Below are 21849 nucleotides of genomic sequence, written 5' to 3'. Positions count from 1 at the left end.
CGGAAAGACTTGATATGAGAGTTAATGTGACCCGGCTTTCGTCCGGGTTGACCGTTGTCACGGAAAGAATGCCGCATCTCGAAAGCGTTGCTCTTGGGGTGTGGATCAAATCCGGGTCCCGCAACGAGACGACTGCCGAGCACGGCATCGCCCATCTTCTCGAGCATATGGCCTTCAAGGGTACGGCGCGCCGTACCGCCCGGCAGATCGCCGAAGAGATCGAAAATGTCGGCGGCGAAGTCAACGCCGCGACATCGACGGAAACAACTTCATACTACGCCCGCGTCCTGAAAGACCACGTTCCGCTCGCCGTCGATATTCTTGCAGACATCCTGACGGAGTCGCTGTTCGACGAAGACGAGTTGGAGCGGGAGAAAAACGTCATCCTCCAGGAAATCGGTGCCGCCACCGATACGCCTGACGATGTGATTTTCGACAATTTTTCCGGCGTCGCCTATCGCGACCAGACCATCGGCCGCCCGATCCTCGGCACTCCGGAAACCGTGCAATCCTTCACCAGCGCCCAGATCAGGCATTATCTCGCCCGCAACTATACAACGGATCGCATCTTCGTCGTTGCAGCAGGTGCTGTCGACCACCAGAGCTTCGTGAAGCAGGTGGAAGAACGTTTTGCCTCGCTGCCGCAGCTGCCGGTCACCACGCCGGTTCTCGAAAAGGCGATCTATACCGGCGGGGAAATCCGCGAGACCCGTGACCTCATGGACGCGCAGGTGCTTCTCGGCTTCGAGGGCAAGGCCTATCACGCCCGCGATTTCTACTGTTCGCAAATTCTCGCCAATATTCTCGGTGGCGGCATGTCATCGCGCCTGTTCCAGGAAGTGCGAGAGTCCCGCGGCCTTTGTTATTCCGTTTATGCCTTCCATTGGGGTTTTTCCGACACCGGCATTTTCGGCGTGCACGCGGCGACCGGCGGCAACGACCTGCCGGAACTGATGCCCGTCATCGTCGACGAGTTGCGCAAGTCTTCCCAGACCATTCATCAGGAAGAAATCGACCGCGCCCGCGCACAAATCCGCGCGCAACTGCTGATGGGTCAGGAAAGCCCGGCAGCCCGTGCCGGCCAGATGGCACGGCAGATGATGCTTTACGGCCGGCCCATCCCCAATGAGGAGATGATGGAGCGCCTGAACGACATCACGCGGGAACGCCTGACCGATCTTGCAGGACGGCTGTTTTTCGATACAGTTCCGACATTGTCTGCAATTGGCCCGCTCGAACAGCTGCCGCCTCTTTCAGACATTACTGCCGCGCTTTCCGCGCAGCAGCCCGCAAGGATCGCAAGGATAAAGGCGAACGGCTGAGGGTTGCGGTTTCTTTCCGTACAGGGATGGTGAATGCTGCGTTTTCTTTCCCGACATAACGACACCCCGGAACTGCGCAGCGCCAACCATCTTCTCAGACTGCCGCGCTATGGCGATTTCAAGCAGTGGCACGTTCTGCGCTCGGAAAGCCGTCAGTTTCTACAGCCATGGGAACCCACCTGGCGCCCGGACGAACTGACGGAAGGCTCCTTCCGCACGCGTGTGGTGCGCAACGGCCAAGAGTTTTCCTCCGGCACCGCCGTGTCGTTTCTGCTGTTCGAGAAGGAGACGTTGCTCGTTGGAGGCATCACCATCGGTTATATCAGGAGGGGTGCTGCACAAAGCTGCATGATAGGATATTGGGTGGGCGAACGCTACGCCGCGCAAGGCCATATGTCTGCCGCATTAAAATTGGTAATACCCTATATCTTCAACGGACTTCAGTTGCACCGTATCGAGGCAGCCTGTATTCCGGAAAACTTCAAAAGCATCCGGCTTCTCGAAAATGCCGGGTTCCAGCGGGAAGGCCTCTTGCGGGAATACCTGAAAATCAATGGCCAATGGCGGGATCATACGATGTTTTCCCTTCTTGCCGACAAGCAAAGCTCCAGTGGAACGAAGTACGATACATGACTTACACTCACTCTGCGCCGTGCCTGTCGAAACGTCTGGCGGCAATTGCACTGGCTGCGCCGTTCTTCCTGTTTTTCCTGCTTTTTTCGTCTCTTTCCTACGCCTTCGAGCCGGTGAAGATTTCCCGTGACGATACGGCGCTCGATCTCACCGCGACAACCGATATCTATGCCAATCAGGGTGAAGCCTTTCAGGTCTCGACCGCGCCCGGTCCGGATGGCATCCGCCGCCGTATCGAGGTGCGTGCCAGCTCCACCGACCATCAGGGCGACTGGGCCGTCTTCGCGCTCGCCAACGTCTCGGAAGAGCAGCTGGAGCGCGTTATCGTCGCACCGCATTTCCGTCTGGTGAATTCCAAGCTGTTCTGGCCCGATCTCGGCTCGCAGCGCATCATCGCGATCACACCGAGCGAAGGCTTTGCGCTTGACCGGCAGCCAAGCCCGGATGCCGACGTCTTCCGCATCACGCTCAATCCCGGCTCCGTCATCACCTTCGTCGCCGAGCTGTCGACACCGCAATTGCCGCAGATCTATCTGTGGGAACCGGAAGCCTACAAGGATACGATCAACGCCTTCACGCTCTATCGCGGCATCGTTCTCGGCATTGCCGGCCTGCTGGCCGTGCTCCTGACCATCCTGTTCGTCGTCAAGGGAACCTCGGTTCTGCCGGCGTCGGCCGCGCTCGCCTGGGCGGTGCTCGCCTATATCTGCGTCGATTTCGGCTTCCTTGAAAAACTCATCACCGTCACATCCAGCGATCAGCGAATATGGAGGGCGGGCGCCGAAGTGGCTCTCGCCTCCAGCTTCGTGGTCTTCCTGTTCACCTATCTCAATCTAAACCGCTGGCACGCGCATCTGGGTTATGCGACCTTTGCCTGGGTGGTGGGTCTGGCGCTGCTGTTCGGCGTCGCGATTTACGATCCTTCGGTCGCCTCCGGTATCGCGCGCGTCTCCTTCGCGCTGACGGCGACGGCCGGCATCGCACTCATCATCTATCTTGGCTTCAACCGTTACGACCGGGCGATTTTGCTCGTTCCATCCTGGGCGCTCATCCTCGTCTGGCTGTTCGGCAGCTGGCTGACGGTGACCGGACAATTGGACAACGACATCGTTCAGCCGGCGCTTGGCGGCGGGCTGGTGCTGATCGTGCTTCTGATCGGCTTCACAGTCATCCAGCACGCCTTTGCCGGCAGCGCCTATCAGCAGGGCCTGTTTTCCGATCTCGAACGGCAATCTCTCGCACTGACGGGCAGCGGCGATACCGTGTGGGACTGGGACGTGACGCGCGACCGCATCGTCACCACACCTGACATTTCCAACCGTCTGGGGCTGGAGCCCGGCACGATGCATGGTGCTGCGCGCAACTGGCTGCCGCGCCTGCATCCTGACGATCGCGACCGGTTCAAGGCAACGCTCGACGTGCTGCTCGACCATCGCAAGGGCCGCCTCAATCACGAATTCCGCATTCGCGCTGAAGACGGACATTTCCATTGGCTGCAAATCCGCGCCCGCCCGGTTCTCGGCTCCAACGGCGAAATCATCCGCTGCGTCGGCACCATCACCGACATCACCGAGCAGAAGAACTCGGTGGAGCGGCTGTTGCAGGATGCGATGAATGACAATCTGACCGGGCTACCAAACCGGCAGGTCTTCCTCGACCGCCTGCAATCGATCCTCAACCTCTCTCCTGAAAGCGACGGCGTGCGCCCGACGGTGATGGCGATCGATATCGACCGTTACAAGCTGGTCAACGATACGCTCGGCATTGCTGCAGGCGACAATATCCTCATCGCGCTGACACGGCGTCTGCGCCGCCTGTTGAAACCGCAGGATACGCTGGCGCGTCTCGGCGGCGATGAATTCGGCCTGATCCTGACCTCGGAGCGCGATCCGCAGCGGGTGGCCGATTTCGCCGATGCGGTGAACAAGGCAATCATGGTGCCGATCAATTTCGCCAATCGCGAAATCATCCTCACCGCCTCCATCGGCCTCGTTTCATGGATCGACCAGCAGGAAAGTGCCGCAGGTCTCTTGAGCGATGCGGAACTGGCGATGTACCGCGCCAAGCGCGCTGGCGGAAACCGCGTCGAGCCGTTCCGTCCCGCTTTCCGCACGTCCGGCACCGACCGCCTGCAAATGGAAAGCGATCTTCGCCGCGCCATCGAGCGCAAGGAGCTGTCGCTCGCCTATCAGCCCATCGTCAAGCTTGACGATGGCGCGCTGGCCGGTTTCGAGGCGCTGATGCGGTGGGAACACCCCAAACGCGGCAACATTCCGCCGAGCGAATTCATCCCCATCGCGGAAGCCTCCGGCCTGATTGAACCGCTCGGCATGTTCGCGCTGGAAAGGGCAGCGACCGACCTGATGGACTGGCAGCATTCCATCGAGAAGATGCCGATCTTCATCTCCGTCAATATTTCCAGCGCGCAATTGCTGAATAACGAACTGTATAACGACGTGCGCGGCATGCTGACGCGAACGCGCTGTAATCCGCAGCAGCTGAAGCTGGAGCTGACGGAATCCGTGGTGATGGAAAACCCGGAACAGGCGCGGCTGGTGCTTTCCAAGCTGAAGGAAACGGGCATCAGCCTCGCCATGGACGATTTCGGCACCGGCTATTCGTCACTTGCCTATCTCACCCGCTTCCCCTTCGACACGATCAAGCTCGACAAGGCACTGGTGGCCAATACCAGCGACAAGCGAAACGTGCTGCTGCGCTCCGTTATCGCCATGGCGCGCGCGCTCGATATGCAGGTGGTTGCGGAAGGCATTGAAACGCCTGAGGATGCGGCGGAACTCTCACGCATGAACTGCCATTTCGGCCAGAGCTTCCTGTTTGGCACACCGGTTTCCGGGGATGCGGCGCTGAAACTTCTGCGTGAGCGGTTCCAGCCGACGAAGCGAGCTTCGTAAGAGGAACTGGAGTATGGGGTGGTAAATGGCTACTCCATCCACCGCCGTCACTCCGGCATTGAGCCGGAATGACGGGAGAAGGAAATGACGCGTTTCCTGACTATGACTTCTCGTGTCTCGTATTCACTGCGCCATCGAGAACTGCTGCATCTGCTGTTGAGGCATCGCGTCGATCCTGCCGTGTAGCAGGTCGTGGATGAATTCCATCTTGCTCACAACAGGCGGGGCCAGCACGAAGGGATAAAGGTCCGCCTCCCCCATGCTGCGCTGGATCGAGTTGATGGCGACGCTGAGCGGAATCCAGGCCTTGACCAGTTGTGCGGCGCTACGGGCATTATAGGGATCGAAAGTGACCTCCGCCGCCATTTCCTCATGTCCGTCGGGGTCTATCGCCACGCCAAAGGCGCGCGCGGTTTCCAGCGTATCGACGATGTGAAGATAATGCGCGAAACACTCGGCAAAATCCTCCCAGGGATGCACGGAGGCATAGGCGCTTATGAAGGTTTCCTGCCAGTTGGGGCGCGGCCCCTGCTCGTAGTTGCGCTGTAGCGCCGCGGCATAGTCTTCGCGCTCATCGCCGAATACCGCGCGGCAGGCCTCCAGTCGGTTCTCATCACGAACCAGCTTGTTCCAGATGAAATGCCCGACCTCATGGCGGAAATGGCCAAGCATGGTGCGATAGGGCTCGTTCATGTTGGCGCGCACCTGCTCGCGCGTCGCATCATCCACCTCTGCCGCGCGAATGGCGATCAGGCCCTCGTCGTGGCCGGTCATGGCGGGAATGACGGAACCGTCAGGCGCGACCTCATCAACCAGAAAGTCGAAGACTAGCCCGCCGACAGGATCGGCATCGCGGTTGGGATGCGGCAGGCCGAGACGCAATATCGAATAGAACAAATGCCGCTGTGCTTGGCTGATGCCGCGCCATTGTTCGATGCCCTTATCCGTCGCGATATTTGGCACGAGACGGTTATGGCTGCAGGCCGGGCAAAAGGCGTTCTGGCTTTCCGCCGGCACGGACCAGTTGCAGATGTCGTTCACCTCATTGGCGCAGAACCGCACCTGTCTTTCCGGCTGGGCAACAAGTTGCCAGTTCGGCTCTCCCGCAGGCGCCAGCGCTTCCATGGAAAGGCGCTCCGGCACGAAGGCCAGACGATGGCCGCAAGAGACGCAGAAACGATTGTCGAAGTGGACAGGCTGGCCACAGGAAGCGCAGGAAAAAAGCTTCATTCATGAAACCCTTGCGGTGGATGAATTGGGTGAAGGCGAATATAAGAGACCAAGGTGAAAGGCGTAACAAACCCGCCCGTCAGGCCTCCAGACGACAAGAGCGCATGTGCGATAACACATGCGCTCCAAAGCACCGCATCAAAGACACGGGAGCCCGTCAGGTGGCATTACATACGATCAACGACACCCTTGACCGCATCCTTGGCCTTGCCGACGTTCTTCTGTACCTTGCCTTCGGTTTCCTGAGCGGCACCCTTGGCGCGCAGCTCGTTGTTGCCGGTTGCTTCGCCGACGTTTTTCTTGACCTTGCCAGCAACTTCCTTGGCTGTACCGGCGATCTTGTCTGATGTGCTACCCATGTTACTGCTCCCTAGTTGAGCCGTACTGTCTGTGCGGCTTTCGGGACTGTTAACGTCAGGGATTGAGATTGGTTCCAGCAGTCGACAAAAGGAGCATCACGAAAAAATCAGGCGTGGCCGGCTTCCGCAGAAAGCATGCGAGCATCCACACCCATAAGCGCAAGCGCCCGCTCGTATTTGTTGTCCAGTCCACGGTCGAAAATCAGCTCTTCCGCCGCCGGGCAATTCAGCCATCCATTATTGGCGATCTCGTTTTCCAGCTGACCCGGACCCCAGCCGGCATAACCGAGCATCATGGTAGCCTTTTGCGGGCCGCGACCGTTGGAAATGGCGCGCACGATATCCAGCGTCGCCGTCAAGGAAATGTCGTCGCTGACCGGAATGCTCGATTCACTCAAATAATCATCGGAATGCAGCACGAAACCCCGCCCGGATTCGACCGGGCCGCCGCATTGGATCGGAAATTCCCGGGTGCGGTTGGGCAGCATGATGGCGTCGTTGCTGTCCACCAGCTTCAGATGCAGCAGAATATCCGTGAAGGTGATCTGCTGCGGCCGGTTGATGATGAAACCCATGGCTCCAGCATCCGAATGGGCGCAGATATAGACCACCGAACGGGCAAAATTGCCATTGTCCAGCCCCGGCATCGCAATGAGGAACTGGCTGTCAAAAAAGCCACGTTCGCGTTTGTCCATCAGGGTTGAAAAGCTCACCGGCGCCTCCAGCTTGCCGAATTCCATCGTTGAACGGGAAAGCGGCGTTCGCACTTCGACAAAGCACAGGATGCGGCATCGCGCCCGATCAATCAACCGAAAATGATGAACCGCACGAATTCGTAACTGGTCCATCGGGCGATGTTGGGTTAGACGGAAAGAATGAGCGTCAGGACATTCTTTCGATTTTCACATCTTCGCCTCGCTGTTGCCTTCGCCGCCCTTCTCGGTGGCGGGCAAGTAGCGCAGGCCCAAATTACCGACTGGGCGAGAAGTGAAGGCGGCCAGATGCGTGTGGCAAGCCTTGCCATGGATGCGGACGGCGTGGTGCGCGGCGTGTTGCAGATCGAGCCGAAAGACGGCTGGATAACCTATTGGCGCGAACCAGGCGAAGCTGGAATACCGCCCAAGATCACGCTTGATCCGGCAAGCGGTGTAAGCCTGACATCGATGGCCTATCCTGTTCCCAAACTCATTGAGAACGGCGATATCACCGATATCGGCTACGATCACGCCGTCAGCATTCCCTTTCAGTTGAAAGCCGTGGACGCCAAAGCGGGAGGCAATATCGACCTCACCGCCTTCATCGGCGTCTGCCAGAATATCTGCATTCCCTTTGAGGCGACGTTTTCGATCAGCCGCGGCAATGCGGGCGATGACGACCACGAAGAGCGGCGATTGCTGGAAGAGGCGCGCGAGACGCTGCCAGAGGCTGCATCCGACGATTTCAAGGTTGTCGATTTCCACATCACGCCCGACAAGACCATGCTTGGCGTGCAATTGCAGCTGCCGGAAAACGCGCCGAAGGAGACCGAGATATTCATCGCCGGCCCCTCCGGTTTTGCCTATTATGAGCCGCAGAACCTGGTGCGAGACAAGCGCAAGCTCTCCTTCTACATGAACATCAAGGGCTTGCCAAAAACCTATCAGGTGCAGGGCAACAGCTGGCCTATTCTTGTCAAATCCGGCGATCGGACCATGGAGACCATGCTCAATTTTCCAAAGCCCTGACCGTTCAGGCGGCATATCCCGAACGGCTGTCTCAGCCATGGAATTTCCCGCGAAAACCGTATGACAGTTTTCTTTTCCTTGCTCTATAGTCGCGCGAACCAAACGGCCATAGGAGCATGGACATGACTATCAAGATCGGCGAAAAACTGCCTTCCGCAACCTTCAAGGAAAAGACCGCCGATGGCCCGGTGGAAACCACCACCGATGCGCTTTTTGGCGGCAAGACGGTGGTTCTTTTCGCCGTACCCGGCGCTTTTACTCCCACCTGCTCGCTGAACCACCTGCCGGGCTACCTCGAAAACCGCGACGCCATTCTCGCAAAGGGCGTGGATGACATCGCCGTCGTTTCCGTCAACGACTGGCACGTCATGGGCGCATGGGCACAATCGTCCGGCGGCCAGGGCAAAATTCACTTCCTCGCCGACTGGGACGCCGCCTTCACCAAGGCGCTCGGCCTCGATGCCGACCTCTCCGGCGGTGGCCTTGGCGTGCGCTCCAAGCGCTATTCGATGCTGGTGAAAGACGGCGTGGTTACATCGCTCAACGTGGAAGAAAATCCCGGCCAGGCGACGGTCTCGGCCGCTGCAGCGATGATCGAGCAGCTTTAAGCCACCTCTCTGTCGTGGCGAATGAAGTACAGTATCCATTAAAGGGCGGTAAAACCGCCCTTTTTTTTCACACGTTCATATCAAACACCAGAAGCCCGGCCAGACCGCCATCGGTCAGCGAGACCAGACGTTGACCGACTTCCATGTGCTGTGGGTGCGCCAGATATTCGTCGCGGGCTTCCGGGCTGTCCAACGTCACGATGAAGCCATCGACGAAACCGCCATTCAGGCCTTCCGGCGAAACGTTCTGGCCGTATTTCACGTCGATTATGCCGGGTATCACGTCTTTGAGGGCCGCAATTGCCTCAAACACCGCGTGTTTTTCAGAGGATGCCGTTGCAGCCTTGAACCGTAGAAATACACAATGCAGGATCATCTGAATGCCTCTCCTCCGCTGGAACATCGTCCAACTGTTTGACGACAAGATAGATCGGGTTTCAGTTTTCACAATCCCTTATCACGGTTGGGCCGGATCAGGGCCGCATGGAAGAAATCAGACTTCCGTTACCGGCGTTTGAAAGGCTCCATGCCCTTGCGTGCCAATTCGTCGGCGCGCTCGTTTTCCGGGTGGCCGGCATGGCCCTTGACCCAGTGCAGCGTCACTTTATGGCGCTCCTGCGCCGCCTCCAGCGCCTGCCACAGTTCCACATTCTTGACCGGCTTGTTATCGGCGGTTTTCCAGCCCTTCTTTTTCCAGCCGAAAATCCACTTGGTGATGCCATCCTTGACATAGGCGCTGTCGGTATAGAGATCGACTTCGCAGGGGCTTTTCAGCGCGTTGAGCGCCGAGATGGCCGCCAGCAGTTCCATGCGGTTGTTGGTGGTATCGGCCTCGCCGCCGGACAATTCCTTTTCGGTCTCGCCATATCGCAGCACGGCACCCCAGCCGCCCGGACCGGGATTGCCGGAGCAGGCGCCGTCGGTAAAGATATCGACATGTTTCATTCGCCAACCAGCCCGTATTCGGCGACATGACTGATGGAGCGGTGGAACCGCAGCTTGCGCAGATATTCCAGCGGGTCTTTCTTCACCACCAGCGCGCCCGCCGGCGTCGTCAGCCAGTCATAGAGGCGGGTCAGGAAGAAGCGCAGCGCCGAGCCGCGTGCCAGAAGCGGCAAGGCATCCAGTTCCGCCTCGCTCAACGGGCGCACTGACTGGTAACCTTCCAGCAGCGCCTTGCCCTTGGTGACGTTGTACGCACCATCCTTCTCGAAGCACCAGGCATTTAGGCAGATCGACACGTCATAGGCGAGCAGGTCGTTGCAAGCGAAGTAAAAATCGATGAGGCCGGAAAGCTCGTCACCGAGGAAAAAAACGTTGTCCTGAAACAGGTCCGCATGGATGACGCCCGCGGGCAAATCCTTCGGCCAATGGGCGGCGAGATAATCGATTTCCGGGCGGATCTCTTGCTTCAAGCCCTTCTCCACCTCGTCGGCGCGGTCTTCAGACTTGTCCCATAGCACCTTCCAGCCATCGACGGAGAGTGCATTGGGGCGCTTGATCTCGAACCCCTCACCGGCCAGATGCATGGCGGCCAGCGCCTTGCCGACTTCCCGGCAATGTTTCGCTTCCGGTTTTCGCAGCCACATGCCTTCAAGGAAGGAGATCAGCGCCGCTGGGCGACCGGACAATTCGCCCAGCAGTTCCCCGTCCTTGCGCGGCAGCGGCAAGGGGCAGGACAGACCCTTGGCGGCCAGATGCTGCATGAGACCGAGGAAGAACGGCAGATCGGATTTTTCCACACGCTTTTCGTAAAGCGTCAGGATCAGTGGATCCTTCGTCGTATGCAGCAGGAAATTGGAGTTTTCAACGCCTTCGGCAATGCCCTTATAGGATGTGAGGCTGCCAACGTCGTATTGTATGAGGAAATTCCTCAGATCATCTTCGGTGATGTCCGTATAAACTGCCAATTTCAAATCTCTTGATGAAGGATGGAGTGAAAATCTGAAGAGGGGATGACATATGCGCGGTGGGGACCACTCACATATCTCGCCATCCCGGTCTAGGCGCCAGTGGCGGCTTTCGGTGGCAGGGCATTGCTGGCATTGCCGTTCACGAAAGCCATGTCGTCCGTCGTCAGCTCAATGCTGCGCAGTTCGCGGTTGACGAGGAAATGTTCCGTTTCCTCCACCGTGACGGCAAGATCGAGCGTCGTATCGAAACGCGCCTTGAAGGCTTCGATGATCTCATCAACGATGACCTCCGGCGCGGAAGCGCCCGCCGAAAGACCGACGGTGCGGATATCGCCGATCGCATCCCAGTCGATTTCCGCCGCACGCTGCACCAGAACCGAATGTTTGGCGCCAGCGCGCAGCGCCACTTCCACCAGCCGCTTCGAGTTTGACGAATTGGGCGCGCCGACCACGATGAAGAGATCGCAGCCGGGGGCCGCCTGCTTCACCGCATCCTGACGGTTGGTGGTGGCGTAACAAATGCTGTCGGCGGCGGGCGCCTGAATGGCCGGAAAACGTTCCTGCAACCGGGCAATAACGCCTGCGGTATCATCGACAGACAGCGTTGTCTGGGTAACGAAACCGAGGTTTTCTCGGTCCACCGGTTCATAGGTGCCGGCATCCTCCACCGTCTCGACCAGCGAAACGGTACCTTCGGGCAGCTGGCCCATGGTGCCGATGACCTCAGGGTGACCGGCATGGCCGATCAACACGACATGGCGGCCGAGGCGCTGGTGGCGCATGGCCTGCTTATGGACCTTGGAGACGAGCGGGCATGTGGCATCGAGATAAAACAGGTTGCGCGCCTGCGCATCCTCCGGCACGGATTTGGGCACACCATGGGCGGAAAAGACCACCGGCTGCTCGCGATGCTCGGTGGGGATTTCGTGCAGTTCCTCGACGAAAATAGCGCCCTTGGCTTCCAGCCCCTCGACCACGTATCGGTTATGGACGATTTCGTGGCGGACATAGACCGGCGCGCCATAGGCTTTCAGCGCCAGCACGACGATCTGGATCGCCCGGTCCACGCCCGCGCAAAAGCCGCGCGGTCCGCACAGCCTTATCGTCAAAGGGGGTTTGGAAACGGCGATGTTCATTCGTGCTCCTTGGCGTGCTCCTTGCCCTTGCCCGGTAGCCAGCCTTACCGGACAGGGCGCGCGTTATTCACCTTGCGCCTTACCGTTCCGGAAATAGGCAAAACCGGCGACGATGACAAGGGCCGCCGCCAGACCATACCACGTTATCGCATATTGCAGGTGATTGTTGGGCAAATCTATCAGCGTCACGCCGCCCTGTGGCCAGCCGCCGGGGTTCGGCGCATCGTCGGCATCCACGAACAGGTTGACCAGCCTGTTGGGCGGGATATCGGTGCTCGACGCCATGGCCGCCAGATCCTTCCAGTAGAAGATGTTCTTGGCGATATCGTTATCCGGCAGCAGGGAAGACGGTTTTGCAACGAGCGGCGCGCGCGCCAGCCCCTTGATCTCCACCTCGCCAGCGACCTGCCCTTCAGGCCGCTTCGTCGCCTCCTTCATCTCAAACGGCACGAAGCCGCGATTGACGAAGAGGATGCGGCCATCGGCAAGCGACAGCGGAGTATAGATGTAATAGCCGGTTCTGCCCTGGTGGGTGGCGAAGAAATGCCGCTCGCGGGCATGATCGAAAACGCCGGAAACGTTGACCCTGCGATATTCAATTTCGTCGCCGCTTTTGGCAATGGCTTCGATCTGCGAGAGCGTGGCCGGACTTGCGTTGCGCCGCGCCTCGATATCGGCAATCAGCGCTTCTTTCCAGTAAAGCCGCTTCACCTGCCATGTGCCTAGCCCGAGAAGGATGGCAAGTGCCAAAAGGACGAGCGGCGCGGCAAACCAGATGCGTCTTTCCGCCGCCTTCATGTGGGAAACCTCATTCACGATCAAGCCTGCCTTCGCTTGCATTGTTGCGGTATTGCAGCGCAATCATGATGCCCTTCATCTTGCGCAGCAGCACGAGGGAGACGATCACCGCAAAAGGCAACCAGAGCATGACATGCACCCAGACGGGCGGCGCAAAACGCTGATCGAACCAAAGCGCCAGCCCGACGACAAGGAAACCGACGATCAGCATGACAAAGACGGCCGGGCCTTCACCCGCATCGGCAAAGCCGTAATCCAGCCCGCAAGCACTGCATGCGGGTTTCGGGGTCAGGAAGCCGTCGAACAGCCTGCCATTGCCGCAACGCGGGCAGCAGCCCTTCAGCCCGACTTTTATTGGGTCCACCGGCGCAAAGCCGCCGTTTCCGGGTTCAGACATGATGGCCTCCCGCCTTGGGCCGGTTAAACCTCCGTCCGGCCCGCCTGTTTAAACACAAAGGGCGGCAGATGCCGCCCTCCGAGTCAGAAAACAAACCGCATCACTCCGCCAGCGGCGCGCCCCAGCCGCCCCAGATGTAGATCGCGAAGAACAGGAACAGCCAGACGACGTCAACGAAGTGCCAGTACCAGGCAGCTGCTTCGAAGCCGAAATGCTGTTTCGGCGTGAAGCCGCCGGCAATGGCGCGCAGCAGGCAGACCAGCAGGAAAACCGTGCCGACGAAAACGTGGAAACCGTGGAAGCCGGTCGCCATGAAGAAGGTCGCGCCATAGATCGAGTTCTTGAAGTCGAACGGGGCGTGCATGTATTCGTAAACCTGCACGGTCGAGAACAGGACGCCGAGCGCAACGGTGAGGACGAGACCGGTGATCAGCCCCTTGCGGTCATTGTGCAGCAGGGCATGGTGCGCCCATGTCACGCAGGTGCCCGACAAAAGCAGGATGACGGTGTTGTAGAGCGGCAGGTGCCAGGGATCGATGACCTCGATGCCCTTTGGCGGCCACTGACCGCCGGTATATTCGAGGCGGGACGCCTGAATGGCCTCGTGCGGATAAAGGCTGGCATCGAAATAGGCCCAGAACCACGCGACGAAGAACATCACCTCAGAGGCGATGAACATGATCATGCCGTAACGCAGGTGAAGCGAAACGACGCGGGTGTGGCTACCCTCATTGGCTTCCTTGATCGTGTCTGCCCACCATGCGTACATGGTGTAAAGCACGATGACGAGACCGATGTAAAACAGCCAGGGATTGGCCAGTTCCATGCCGAACAGCTTGAAGGAGCCAGCCGACAGGTAACGCATGTAACAGACGCCGCCGAAGGTCAGAATGAAGGCGCCGATCGAGGCCAGAAGCGGCCAGGGGCTTGGATCTATGATGTGGTAGTCGTGGTTCTTCTGATGCGTATCTGCCATGTGTGACAATCCCCTGGTATCTCTTCCCAGACCCGGCCCTGCTCAGAAGGCCCGAGTCTCCTCTCACAATTTGCTTTCGCCAGATTCAGTCTTTACCGGCAAGGACGCAACCGGTTTTTCGGTTTTGGCCGGATAAAACGTATAGGACAGCGTCAAAGTATGAATGTTCTTCGTTTCGCGCGCCGTGGCGATATCCGGATCGATGAAGAACACCACCGGCATTTCGAGCGTTTCGCCCGGCTGAAGCGTCGTTTCGGTGAAGCAGAAACACTCCACCTTGTTGAAATAAGCGCCTGCTTCCATGGGCGTGACGTTAAAGACCGCCGTGCCCGTGGTTGCCACCGCTGAGCGGTTCGTCGCCTTGAAATTGATCTGCACCGTCTCGCCGATTTTCGGCGTGACCAGCTTGTCGACCGGGCGGAAATCCCAGTTGAGGCCATTCGACGTATTGGCGTCGAAGGTGACGTTGATGGTCTTGTCGAGAATGACGTCGGAATATTGCTCGACGCGCTGGGTCGTGCCGTTATAGCCAGTGACGCGGCAGAACAGGCTGTAGAGCGGAACGGCGGCATAGGCCATGCCGATCATAGCGCAGAAAAACACGAGACAGAGCACGAGGATGGAGCGATTGCTCACCCGCTGCGTGCCGGCGGTTGCCTTGTCTGCCCCGATATTTGCCCCAGTATTCGCCATGTCCCCCTCCTCTCCTCCGATCATGCCCTCAATGTCAGGCCGTCAATGCGAGCCGATCTTGATGATGGTGATGACGTAAAACAGTACCACCAGACCGGCGAGCAAGACGCCGAGCGCGACGTTGCGCCCGCGCCTCGATTTTTTCTGCGCCGCGCTCAGTTCCACGGTTTCCATCAAAAAACTCCCGAAATCACGGCTTTCAGGGCCGGAGCGAAATGATCGGCCAAAAGGCCGGAGAAGATGGCGAAGAGGTAAAGCACCGAATAGGCGAACATCTTCTTGGCGGGCAGCATTTTTTCGTCACCGTCAGGCATGCGCCGGACATCGAGCGAACAGTACACAAAGATCGCGCTCAGCACGGCGGCGAAAATGCCATAACCGAGGCTCGCCAGACCGGTGAAATACGGCGCGACCGCAACTGCAGCCGTCAGCACGGCGTAAACGATCATCTGGTTCTTGGTGGAGCGCTCGCCCGCCACGTTCGGCATCATCGGAATGCCGACGGAGCCGTAGTCGCGCATCTTGAACAGCGCCAGCGCCCAGAAATGGGCTGGTGTCCACAAGAAGATGATGAGGAAGAGGATGACGCTATCAAGCGAAACGCCGCCGGTGACGCAGGCCCAGCCAAGCATGGGCGGGAAAGCGCCGGCAGCACCACCAATGACGATGTTCTGCGGTGTCGAGCGTTTCAGCCACATCGTATAAACGACGGCGTAGAAGAAAATGGTGAAGGCGAGCAGTCCGGCGGAGAACCAGTTGACCGCAAGCCCGAGGATGACCACCGAAAAGGCCGAGAGCGTCAGCCCGAAGGCCAGGGCCTCGCCAGGTGCTACGCGGCCGGACGGGATCGGCCGCTTGGCGGTGCGGCTCATCACGGCGTCGATATCTGCATCGTACCACATGTTGAGCGCGCCGGATGCGCCGGCACCGACTGCAATACAGAGAATGGCGATGAGGCCGAGGACCGGGTTGATGTGGCCCGGCGCCAGCACGAGGCCCGCAAACGCCGTGAAGACGACGAGCGACATGACGCGCGGTTTCAGCAACTCGAAATAATCGCGCGCGCCGGCTTCCGAAAGTTCGGAGCTTTCCAGGCCAAGCATTTCGCGATTGTCGATGACGGTCATTTCGTATCCTGTTTTTCTTCAGATGCCGCTTGCCGCGGCATCCCTTGCACCAGCCCGAAAACAGAGTGTCGTTTTCGGCGTGCACGGTGCGTCAATTCATTGGTCCGAACGTTCCGGCACAAGCAGCACCGGGGTCAAAGACCCGATGCCATGCGCCTGGCATATCGCCACGCCCGTTCCGTCGCCCTGCTGCGTCTGCCCATTCATAGTGGCAGCACTTGGCTTTTATCATGTCGTACGAAAAGCTTCGCTTGGACAAAATGCCTCACGCAGCAGCAGACTCCGTCCGCCTCTAGGGAAACGGCGCGGATAAGCCCACACCATCCCCTCTTTTCAGCTTCCGGAGTTCGCAAGCCCTGCCCGCGAACTCCGGTCCGGCATTCAGCGAATGCGCGGAAGCTGTTCCCACTGGTGGTACGGCGGCGGAGAGGACAGCTGCCATTCGAGCGTCGTCGCACCTTCACCCCAGGGATTGTTGCCAGCGATCCGCTTCTTGGCGAAGGCTTCCCAAACACCGAAGAGGAAGATCAACACGGCAACGGCCGAGATATAGGAACCATAGGAAGACACCAGGTTCCAGCCGGCATAGGCATCGGGATAATCGATGTAACGACGCGGCATGCCGGCAAGGCCGAGGAAGTGCTGCGGGAAGAAGATCAGGTTCACGCCAACGAACATCACCCAGAAGTGGAGCTTGCCGATGAACTCGTTGTACATGTAGCCGGTGATCTTCGGGAACCAGTAATACCAGCCGGCGAAGATCGCGAAGACCGCGCCGAGCGACAGAACGTAATGGAAGTGCGCCACGACGTAGTAGGTGTCGTGCAGCGAACGGTCGAGACCGGCATTGGCGAGCTGGACGCCGGTAACACCGCCGACCGTGAACAGGAAGATGAAGCCGATTGCCCAGACCATTGGGGTCGAGAAGGTCAGCGAACCACCCCACATCGTCGCGATCCACGAGAAGATCTTGATACCTGTCGGCACCGCGATGACCATGGTTGCGAAGACGAAATAACGCTGCGCTTCCAGCGAAAGGCCGACCGTGTACATGTGGTGCGCCCACACGATGAAGCCGACAGCGCCGATGGCGACCATGGCGTATGCCATGCCGAGATAGCCGAAGACCGGCTTCTTGGAGAAGGTGGACACGATGTGGCTGATGATGCCGAAGCCGGGCAGGATCAGGATGTATACTTCCGGGTGGCCGAAGAACCAGAACAGGTGCTGGTAGAGGATCGGATCACCGCCGCCTTCCGGCGAGAAGAATGCCGTGCCGAAGTTACGGTCGGTCAGAAGCATGGTGATGCCACCAGCCAGAACCGGCAGGGAAAGCAGCAGCAGGAATGCGGTGACCAGAACCGACCAGGCAAAAAGCGGCATCTTGTGCAGCGTCATGCCCGGAGCGCGCATGTTGAGGATTGTGGTGATGAAGTTGATGGCGCCAAGGATCGACGACGCGCCGGCAACGTGCAGCGAGAAGATCGCAAGATCCACCGCCGGTCCCGGCATGCCGTTGGTCGAAAGCGGCGGATACATGGTCCAGCCGCCACCCACGCCGTAACCGCCCGCCGGACCTTCGACGAAAAGCGACAGGAGCAGCAGGATGAACGCCGGAACGATCAGCCAGAAGGAAATATTGTTGAGGCGCGGGAAAGCCATGTCAGGAGCGCCGATCATGATCGGGATCATCCAGTTGGCAAAGCCGCCGATCATCGCCGGCATGACCATGAAGAAGATCATGATGAGCGCGTGCGCTGTCGTGAACACGTTGAACATGTGCTTGCCGCCGTCGATGGCAGCATCGCCCTCGAAGCCGTAAACCATGGAGGCCAGACCGTGGAAGATCTGGATGCCCGGCTCCTGCAGCTCCATACGCATGACAACCGAAAGCCCACCACCGATGATGCCCGCCATGATGGCGAAGATCAGGTAGAGCGTGCCGATGTCCTTATGGTTGGTTGACAGGAACCAGCGGGCGAAAAAGCCCGGCTTGTGGGAATGATCATGCGAATGATCATCATGCGCGTGCCCATCATGAGCGGATTGACCATGCGAGTGATGATCGTCGTGTGCGGAAGGTCCAGCCATTGTCGTCACTCCAGGTCTCAGTTGGTTTCGTTGGCGGCAACGTCGACCGTGCGCGGAGCGCCATCGACGGAGGCCATCAGTGCCCGGTTCGCGCCGTTCAGATCTGAAGCGGCGGCGGCGTGCCAGGCATTGTACTGCTGTTCGGAAACCACCCGAATGGCGATCGGCATGAAGGCGTGGTCCTTGCCGCAAAGCTCGGAACACTGGCCGTAATAAAGGCCTTCCTTCTCCGGCTTGAACCAAGTTTCGTTGAGGCGGCCCGGAACGGCGTCGATCTTAACACCGAAAGCGGGCATGGCGAAGGCGTGGATGACATCCGTAGGCGCCGCCGTCACCAGAAGGCGAACGGTCTTGCCGACCGGAACGACCATTTCATTGTCTACCGCGAGAAGACGCGGGTAGCGGGCCTTGTCCTCCTTGCCTGCAGCTGCACGATCCTGCTCTTTCAGCAGATAGCTGTCGAAGGCGAGTGGCTCGGCGCCCTCGGCAGCCTTGTATTCGTAGTTCCAGAGCCATTGCGTCGCAGTCGCCTTCAGCGTCAGATCAGGGTTTTCCGGCTGCGTCAGCTGCGCGTTCAGAAGATTGAACGACGGGAAAGCGAGGAACAGGAGAATGAGAACCGGCGCAAGTGTCCACACCACTTCGATCGCGGTGTTGTGGCTGGTCTTGGACGGCACCGGATTTTTCGCTGCACGGAATTTCAAGGCGACGATAATGAGCAGCGCAAGAACGAAAAGCGTAACCGGAACAATGAACCAGAGCGTATATTGTTCAAACCAGCGTATTTCGTGCATGATCGGCGTGGCGGCCTCCTGCATGCCCATTTGCCAATGCACCGGCTGATCGGCGTGGGCGCCGACAGCCGTGAGCAGACAGGTCATCCCCGCCAATGCTGCGTAAATCCTATTCGTCACGGTACCCTCTCCCTCACGCGTCTGATCTTGATCAATTACAGACGCAGAATCCATGCTTATGGTACTAACTTCAAACCACAGTTTGTCCTCTGCCGCAATATGCGTAAGGACACGGATGTAAGCCAATTTCACCATTGTTCGTCGCAGCCGAGTTTCCCATGTCCCGTATCCCGCAAGATATTTCAGGTGCGCTTGGCAATGGTCAAAATCCGGCGCAGCCCCTGCTGGCAGCGCTTTTGCAGCAGGCTTGAGCCACCAGGCACCGGCTGCCGCACGGTCAAATCAGGCGCCTGCACTTGGCAACAGGTCCTATTTCCGCCCAACTCGGCTGGAATTGAGGTACCAAGGCTTTTTTTTCCGGATTATGGCGTCAAAATAGCCGCACTGATTCGAATCCCAGAGGTATCCATGCGTCTTTCCCCGCTCGCGCGCACTTTTCTTGCCGCCGCCGGTCTTGCCATCATCGCTCCCGCCGCAGCGGCGCTGGCGCAACAGCAGCCGCCCGGAACGCCGAAGTCGACGCATGGAGCATGGTCGGTGATCTGCGACAAGCCGGCAGGCGCATCCGAAGATCAATGCGCCCTGATGCAGAACGTGATTGCCGACGACCGCCCGGAAGTGGGGCTTTCGGTGGTGGTCCTGAAAACCGCGGACCGCAAGTCGCGCATCCTGCGTATCCTCGCACCGCTTGGCGTGCTTCTGAAGGACGGCATGGAGCTTTATATCGACAACAACAATATTGGCCGCGCCTATTTCACCCGCTGCTTCTCCGAAGGCTGCTATGTCGAGGTCGATATTGACGACGAGCTGCTGAAGGTTCTGCGCGCCGGCAAGAACGCGGTTTTCGCGCTGCGTGAATCCGTCGATCAGGATCGTGTCGGTATTCCGATCGAACTCACCGGCTTTGCCGAAGGCTACGACGCGCTTCCTTAAACAATAAGGTTGAATCCGAGAGACTAAAACTCTACCATGAAAGTATTGCTTTAACTATTTTCGGATATCATGAAATATAGAAAACCGGTAACCCTCCGTCAGTTTTGCGGCGTTTTTCTGGTACTTCTACTATTTGCTTTTGCGGTGAGCTTTGCTCATGAAAGTGGCCTCTTGCCCGATTTCATGGTAGGAAACGCGCAGCCGCAAATGCTGATTATGATTGTCACTGGGAATATTCTGTCGCAGTTCCACTGGGAACGCGTCGTGCCGAATCCGCCTGAGCACTGGGGACGTCTGACGTTGCTGGTTCTTCTCCATAGCGTCCCTGTCTATGTGGCCATGGCTTTTTTCGTGCACCTCATATTCAAGCTGACTTGAGCCAAATCACGCTTTGGCTTGCCACCGACGCCCCACAATCCTACATGCTTGCCAGACACTATTCAGTTTGGAGCCTCCCATGACCAACGACCTTGTAAATCTCTTCGATTGCGACGAGACGCAGTTGCGCAAGCTGGTCGCGGAAGCACTCACCGGCGCAGACGATGGCGAGTTGTTCATCGAACATGCGCAGGCCGAATCGCTGACCTTCGATAACGGCCGCCTGAAGGGCGGCTCCTTCAATACCGACCAGGGTTTTGGCCTGCGCGCCGTTGCCGGCGAGACCGTTGGCTACGCCCATGCGGGCGAGCTGTCGCAGGCTGCGCTGAAGCGGGCGTCGGATGCTGTCGGCGCCGTGACCAGAGGTTATTCCGGTTCCTATGCCGCAGCCCCACAACGCACTAACAAAAAGCTCTACGGCGACGAAAACCCGATCGGCAGCCCGAGCTTCGAGGAGAAGGTGAAGCTTCTCACCGATATCGATGCCTATTTGCGCGACAAAGACGCGAATGTCCGACAGGTGACGGCGACGATTTCCGCAAGCTGGCAGGTGGTGGATATTCTGCGCGCCGATGGCCATCGCGTCAGCGATGTCAGGCCCATGACCCGTATCAATATTTCCGTGGTCGCAGGTGACGGCGACAGGCAGGAGAGCGGCTCCTACGGCATTGGCGGCCGCGTCGGCTTTGGCGATTTCATTACCACGGAGAACTGGCAGCGCGGTGCGGACGAAGCGCTGCGCCAGGCGCTCGTCAACCTGACCGCCGTCGATGCGCCGGCCGGCACCATGGATGTGGTTCTCGGCTCCGGCTGGCCCGGCGTCATGCTGCATGAGGCTGTGGGCCATGGCCTCGAAGGCGATTTCAACCGCAAGAAAACCTCGGCCTTTGCCGGCCTGATGGGCGAGATGGTGGCAGCCCCGGGTGTGACTGTGGTGGATGACGGCACCATCGACAGCCGCCGTGGTTCACTCACCGTCGACGACGAGGGAACACCGTCGGCCTATAATGTGCTGATCGAGAACGGCAGGCTGGTGGGATACATGCAGGACCGCCAGAACGCCCGGCTGATGGGTGCAAAGGCGACAGGCAATGGCCGCCGGCAGGGTTATGCCTATGTGCCGATGCCGCGCATGACCAACACCTACATGCTGTCAGGAGACAAGACGCCCGAGGAGATCATCTCCTCCGTCAAGAAGGGCATCTATGCCGTTTCCTTCGGTGGCGGTCAGGTGGATATCACATCAGGCAAGTTCGTGTTCGGCTGCACCGAGGCTTATCTCATCGAGAACGGCAAGATCGGCGCGCCGGTGAAGGGTGCAATGCTGATCGGCAACGGGCCGGACGCAATGAAACGCGTCTCGATGATCGGCAACGATTCGAAACTGGACACCGGCATCGGCAATTGCGGCAAGGCCGGGCAATGGGTTCCGGTTGGCGTCGGCCAGCCGCATCTGCGCATGGACCAGATCACCGTCGGCGGCACGAAGGCGTAGTTCCGGCCTCGAGCCGGAATCCAGCCTACCCGCGTCCGCTTGGCGAGATGAGTCTTTGCAGCCCAAGGACTTGGGCTGACTGGGTGCCAGACCATGTCCGGCATGAGGTGAGAAAAGCTGTGGCAGGACGAAAAGTTGAACCCGCTTCAGCCCACAACTCCGCACATGGCTGCCATGATGAGGATTCCTCTGGCAAGTCACCCGGAAGAC

Annotated in this window: 23 protein-coding genes; 8 read left to right on the top strand and 15 right to left on the bottom strand. The window is 58.9% G+C overall.

The annotated features are described in order from the left end of the window. Positions 1–14: 14 nt before the first annotated feature. The 3 genes from ACZ5A6_RS02440 to ACZ5A6_RS02430 are packed head-to-tail and all read left to right on the top strand — an operon-like array spanning position 15 to position 4867. Positions 15–1322 (top strand): M16 family metallopeptidase, encoded by a 1308-nt coding sequence (locus tag ACZ5A6_RS02440; protein WP_174061570.1) that lies wholly within the window; start codon positions 15–17, stop codon positions 1320–1322. 33 nt (positions 1323–1355) lie between these two features. Then, a complete protein-coding gene (locus ACZ5A6_RS02435; protein WP_003511814.1) occupies positions 1356–1955 on the top strand; it encodes a GNAT family N-acetyltransferase in 600 nt (199 codons plus the stop codon). Beyond that, positions 1952–4867 (top strand): EAL domain-containing protein, encoded by a 2916-nt coding sequence (locus tag ACZ5A6_RS02430; RefSeq protein WP_003511812.1) that lies wholly within the window; start codon positions 1952–1954, stop codon positions 4865–4867. Before ACZ5A6_RS02435 ends, ACZ5A6_RS02430 begins: the two co-directional genes overlap by 4 nt. 123 nt (positions 4868–4990) lie before the next feature. Here ACZ5A6_RS02430 and ACZ5A6_RS02425 read toward each other — a convergent pair whose 3' ends face one another. The 3 genes from ACZ5A6_RS02425 to ACZ5A6_RS02415 form a co-directional block, all read right to left on the bottom strand. Further along, on the bottom strand, positions 4991–6097 hold the full coding sequence (locus ACZ5A6_RS02425; protein ID WP_003511810.1) for a zinc-binding metallopeptidase family protein: 1107 nt from the start codon (positions 6095–6097) through the stop codon (positions 4991–4993). Positions 6098–6264: 167 nt separating this feature from the next. Continuing rightward, complete coding sequence (locus ACZ5A6_RS02420; protein WP_003511808.1) at positions 6265–6456, bottom strand: CsbD family protein; 192 nt, start codon at positions 6454–6456, stop codon at positions 6265–6267. A gap of 107 nt (positions 6457–6563) precedes the next feature. Then, positions 6564–7169 (bottom strand): YqgE/AlgH family protein, encoded by a 606-nt coding sequence (locus ACZ5A6_RS02415; RefSeq protein ID WP_003511807.1) that lies wholly within the window; start codon positions 7167–7169, stop codon positions 6564–6566. A 162-nt stretch (positions 7170–7331) separates the two neighbouring features. Between ACZ5A6_RS02415 and ACZ5A6_RS02410 the strand changes: the two genes are divergently transcribed. Both ACZ5A6_RS02410 and ACZ5A6_RS02405 read left to right on the top strand, forming a co-directional pair. Beyond that, entirely contained in the window at positions 7332–8180 is an 849-nt protein-coding gene (locus ACZ5A6_RS02410; RefSeq protein WP_464111038.1) for a protein-disulfide reductase DsbD domain-containing protein, read from the top strand. A 122-nt stretch (positions 8181–8302) separates the two neighbouring features. After that, positions 8303–8788 carry a peroxiredoxin gene (locus ACZ5A6_RS02405; RefSeq protein WP_003511803.1) on the top strand — a complete coding sequence of 162 codons (486 nt, stop codon included), beginning with the start codon at positions 8303–8305 and terminating at the stop codon, positions 8786–8788. 67 nt (positions 8789–8855) lie between these two features. Here ACZ5A6_RS02405 and ACZ5A6_RS02400 read toward each other — a convergent pair whose 3' ends face one another. The 12 genes from ACZ5A6_RS02400 to coxB all read right to left on the bottom strand — a co-directional run bounded on the left by ACZ5A6_RS02400 (position 8856) and on the right by coxB (position 18800). After that, on the bottom strand, positions 8856–9164 hold the full coding sequence (locus ACZ5A6_RS02400) for a Dabb family protein (protein WP_013635620.1): 309 nt from the start codon (positions 9162–9164) through the stop codon (positions 8856–8858). A gap of 128 nt (positions 9165–9292) precedes the next feature. After that, positions 9293–9733 (bottom strand): ribonuclease HI, encoded by a 441-nt coding sequence (gene rnhA, locus ACZ5A6_RS02395; protein ID WP_003511799.1) that lies wholly within the window; start codon positions 9731–9733, stop codon positions 9293–9295. Continuing rightward, positions 9730–10698: a homoserine kinase gene (locus ACZ5A6_RS02390; protein WP_003511797.1), complete on the bottom strand. Its 969-nt coding sequence runs from the start codon at positions 10696–10698 to the stop codon at positions 9730–9732. The genes rnhA and ACZ5A6_RS02390 overlap by 4 nt, the downstream gene beginning before the upstream one ends. Before the next feature lie 92 nt (positions 10699–10790). After that, positions 10791–11837 (bottom strand): 4-hydroxy-3-methylbut-2-enyl diphosphate reductase, encoded by a 1047-nt coding sequence (ispH, locus tag ACZ5A6_RS02385; RefSeq protein ID WP_019564182.1) that lies wholly within the window; start codon positions 11835–11837, stop codon positions 10791–10793. A gap of 63 nt (positions 11838–11900) precedes the next feature. Then, positions 11901–12635: an SURF1 family protein gene (locus ACZ5A6_RS02380; protein ID WP_013635617.1), complete on the bottom strand. Its 735-nt coding sequence runs from the start codon at positions 12633–12635 to the stop codon at positions 11901–11903. Positions 12636–12645: 10 nt separating this feature from the next. Then, positions 12646–13032, bottom strand: coding sequence for a DUF983 domain-containing protein (locus ACZ5A6_RS02375; protein WP_019564184.1), 387 nt, complete (start codon positions 13030–13032; stop codon positions 12646–12648). A 100-nt stretch (positions 13033–13132) separates the two neighbouring features. Then, positions 13133–14008 (bottom strand): cytochrome c oxidase subunit 3, encoded by an 876-nt coding sequence (locus ACZ5A6_RS02370; RefSeq protein WP_003511788.1) that lies wholly within the window; start codon positions 14006–14008, stop codon positions 13133–13135. 63 nt (positions 14009–14071) lie between these two features. Beyond that, the gene (locus ACZ5A6_RS02365; protein ID WP_003511786.1) at positions 14072–14701 is read right to left on the bottom strand and encodes a cytochrome c oxidase assembly protein; all 630 of its coding nucleotides are present in this window, start codon (positions 14699–14701) and stop codon (positions 14072–14074) included. Positions 14702–14743: 42 nt separating this feature from the next. Beyond that, complete coding sequence (locus ACZ5A6_RS02360) at positions 14744–14875, bottom strand: hypothetical protein (protein WP_013635615.1); 132 nt, start codon at positions 14873–14875, stop codon at positions 14744–14746. Continuing rightward, positions 14875–15828 (bottom strand): heme o synthase, encoded by a 954-nt coding sequence (gene cyoE / locus ACZ5A6_RS02355; RefSeq protein WP_065688067.1) that lies wholly within the window; start codon positions 15826–15828, stop codon positions 14875–14877. Before cyoE ends, ACZ5A6_RS02360 begins: the two co-directional genes overlap by 1 nt. A 381-nt stretch (positions 15829–16209) precedes the next feature. Then, a complete protein-coding gene (gene ctaD / locus ACZ5A6_RS02350) occupies positions 16210–17919 on the bottom strand; it encodes a cytochrome c oxidase subunit I (RefSeq protein WP_003511781.1) in 1710 nt (569 codons plus the stop codon). A 17-nt stretch (positions 17920–17936) separates the two neighbouring features. Further along, positions 17937–18800 (bottom strand): cytochrome c oxidase subunit II, encoded by an 864-nt coding sequence (gene coxB / locus ACZ5A6_RS02345; RefSeq protein ID WP_019564187.1) that lies wholly within the window; start codon positions 18798–18800, stop codon positions 17937–17939. A 441-nt stretch (positions 18801–19241) separates the two neighbouring features. On the opposite strand from coxB, the gene ACZ5A6_RS02340 reads away from it, so the two are divergent. The 3 genes from ACZ5A6_RS02340 to tldD all read left to right on the top strand — a co-directional run bounded on the left by ACZ5A6_RS02340 (position 19242) and on the right by tldD (position 21639). Next, the gene (locus ACZ5A6_RS02340; protein ID WP_003511775.1) at positions 19242–19766 is read left to right on the top strand and encodes an invasion associated locus B family protein; all 525 of its coding nucleotides are present in this window, start codon (positions 19242–19244) and stop codon (positions 19764–19766) included. Between the two features lie 69 nt (positions 19767–19835). Then, a complete protein-coding gene (locus tag ACZ5A6_RS02335; protein ID WP_038490085.1) occupies positions 19836–20144 on the top strand; it encodes a hypothetical protein in 309 nt (102 codons plus the stop codon). 79 nt (positions 20145–20223) lie between these two features. Continuing rightward, a complete protein-coding gene (tldD, locus tag ACZ5A6_RS02330) occupies positions 20224–21639 on the top strand; it encodes a metalloprotease TldD (protein ID WP_113292252.1) in 1416 nt (471 codons plus the stop codon). Positions 21640–21849: the final 210 nt, after the last annotated feature.

It is taken from the genome of Agrobacterium sp. 6Ca8 (assembly GCF_055382765.1).
This window is presented reverse-complemented; position numbering and strand designations above follow the sequence as displayed.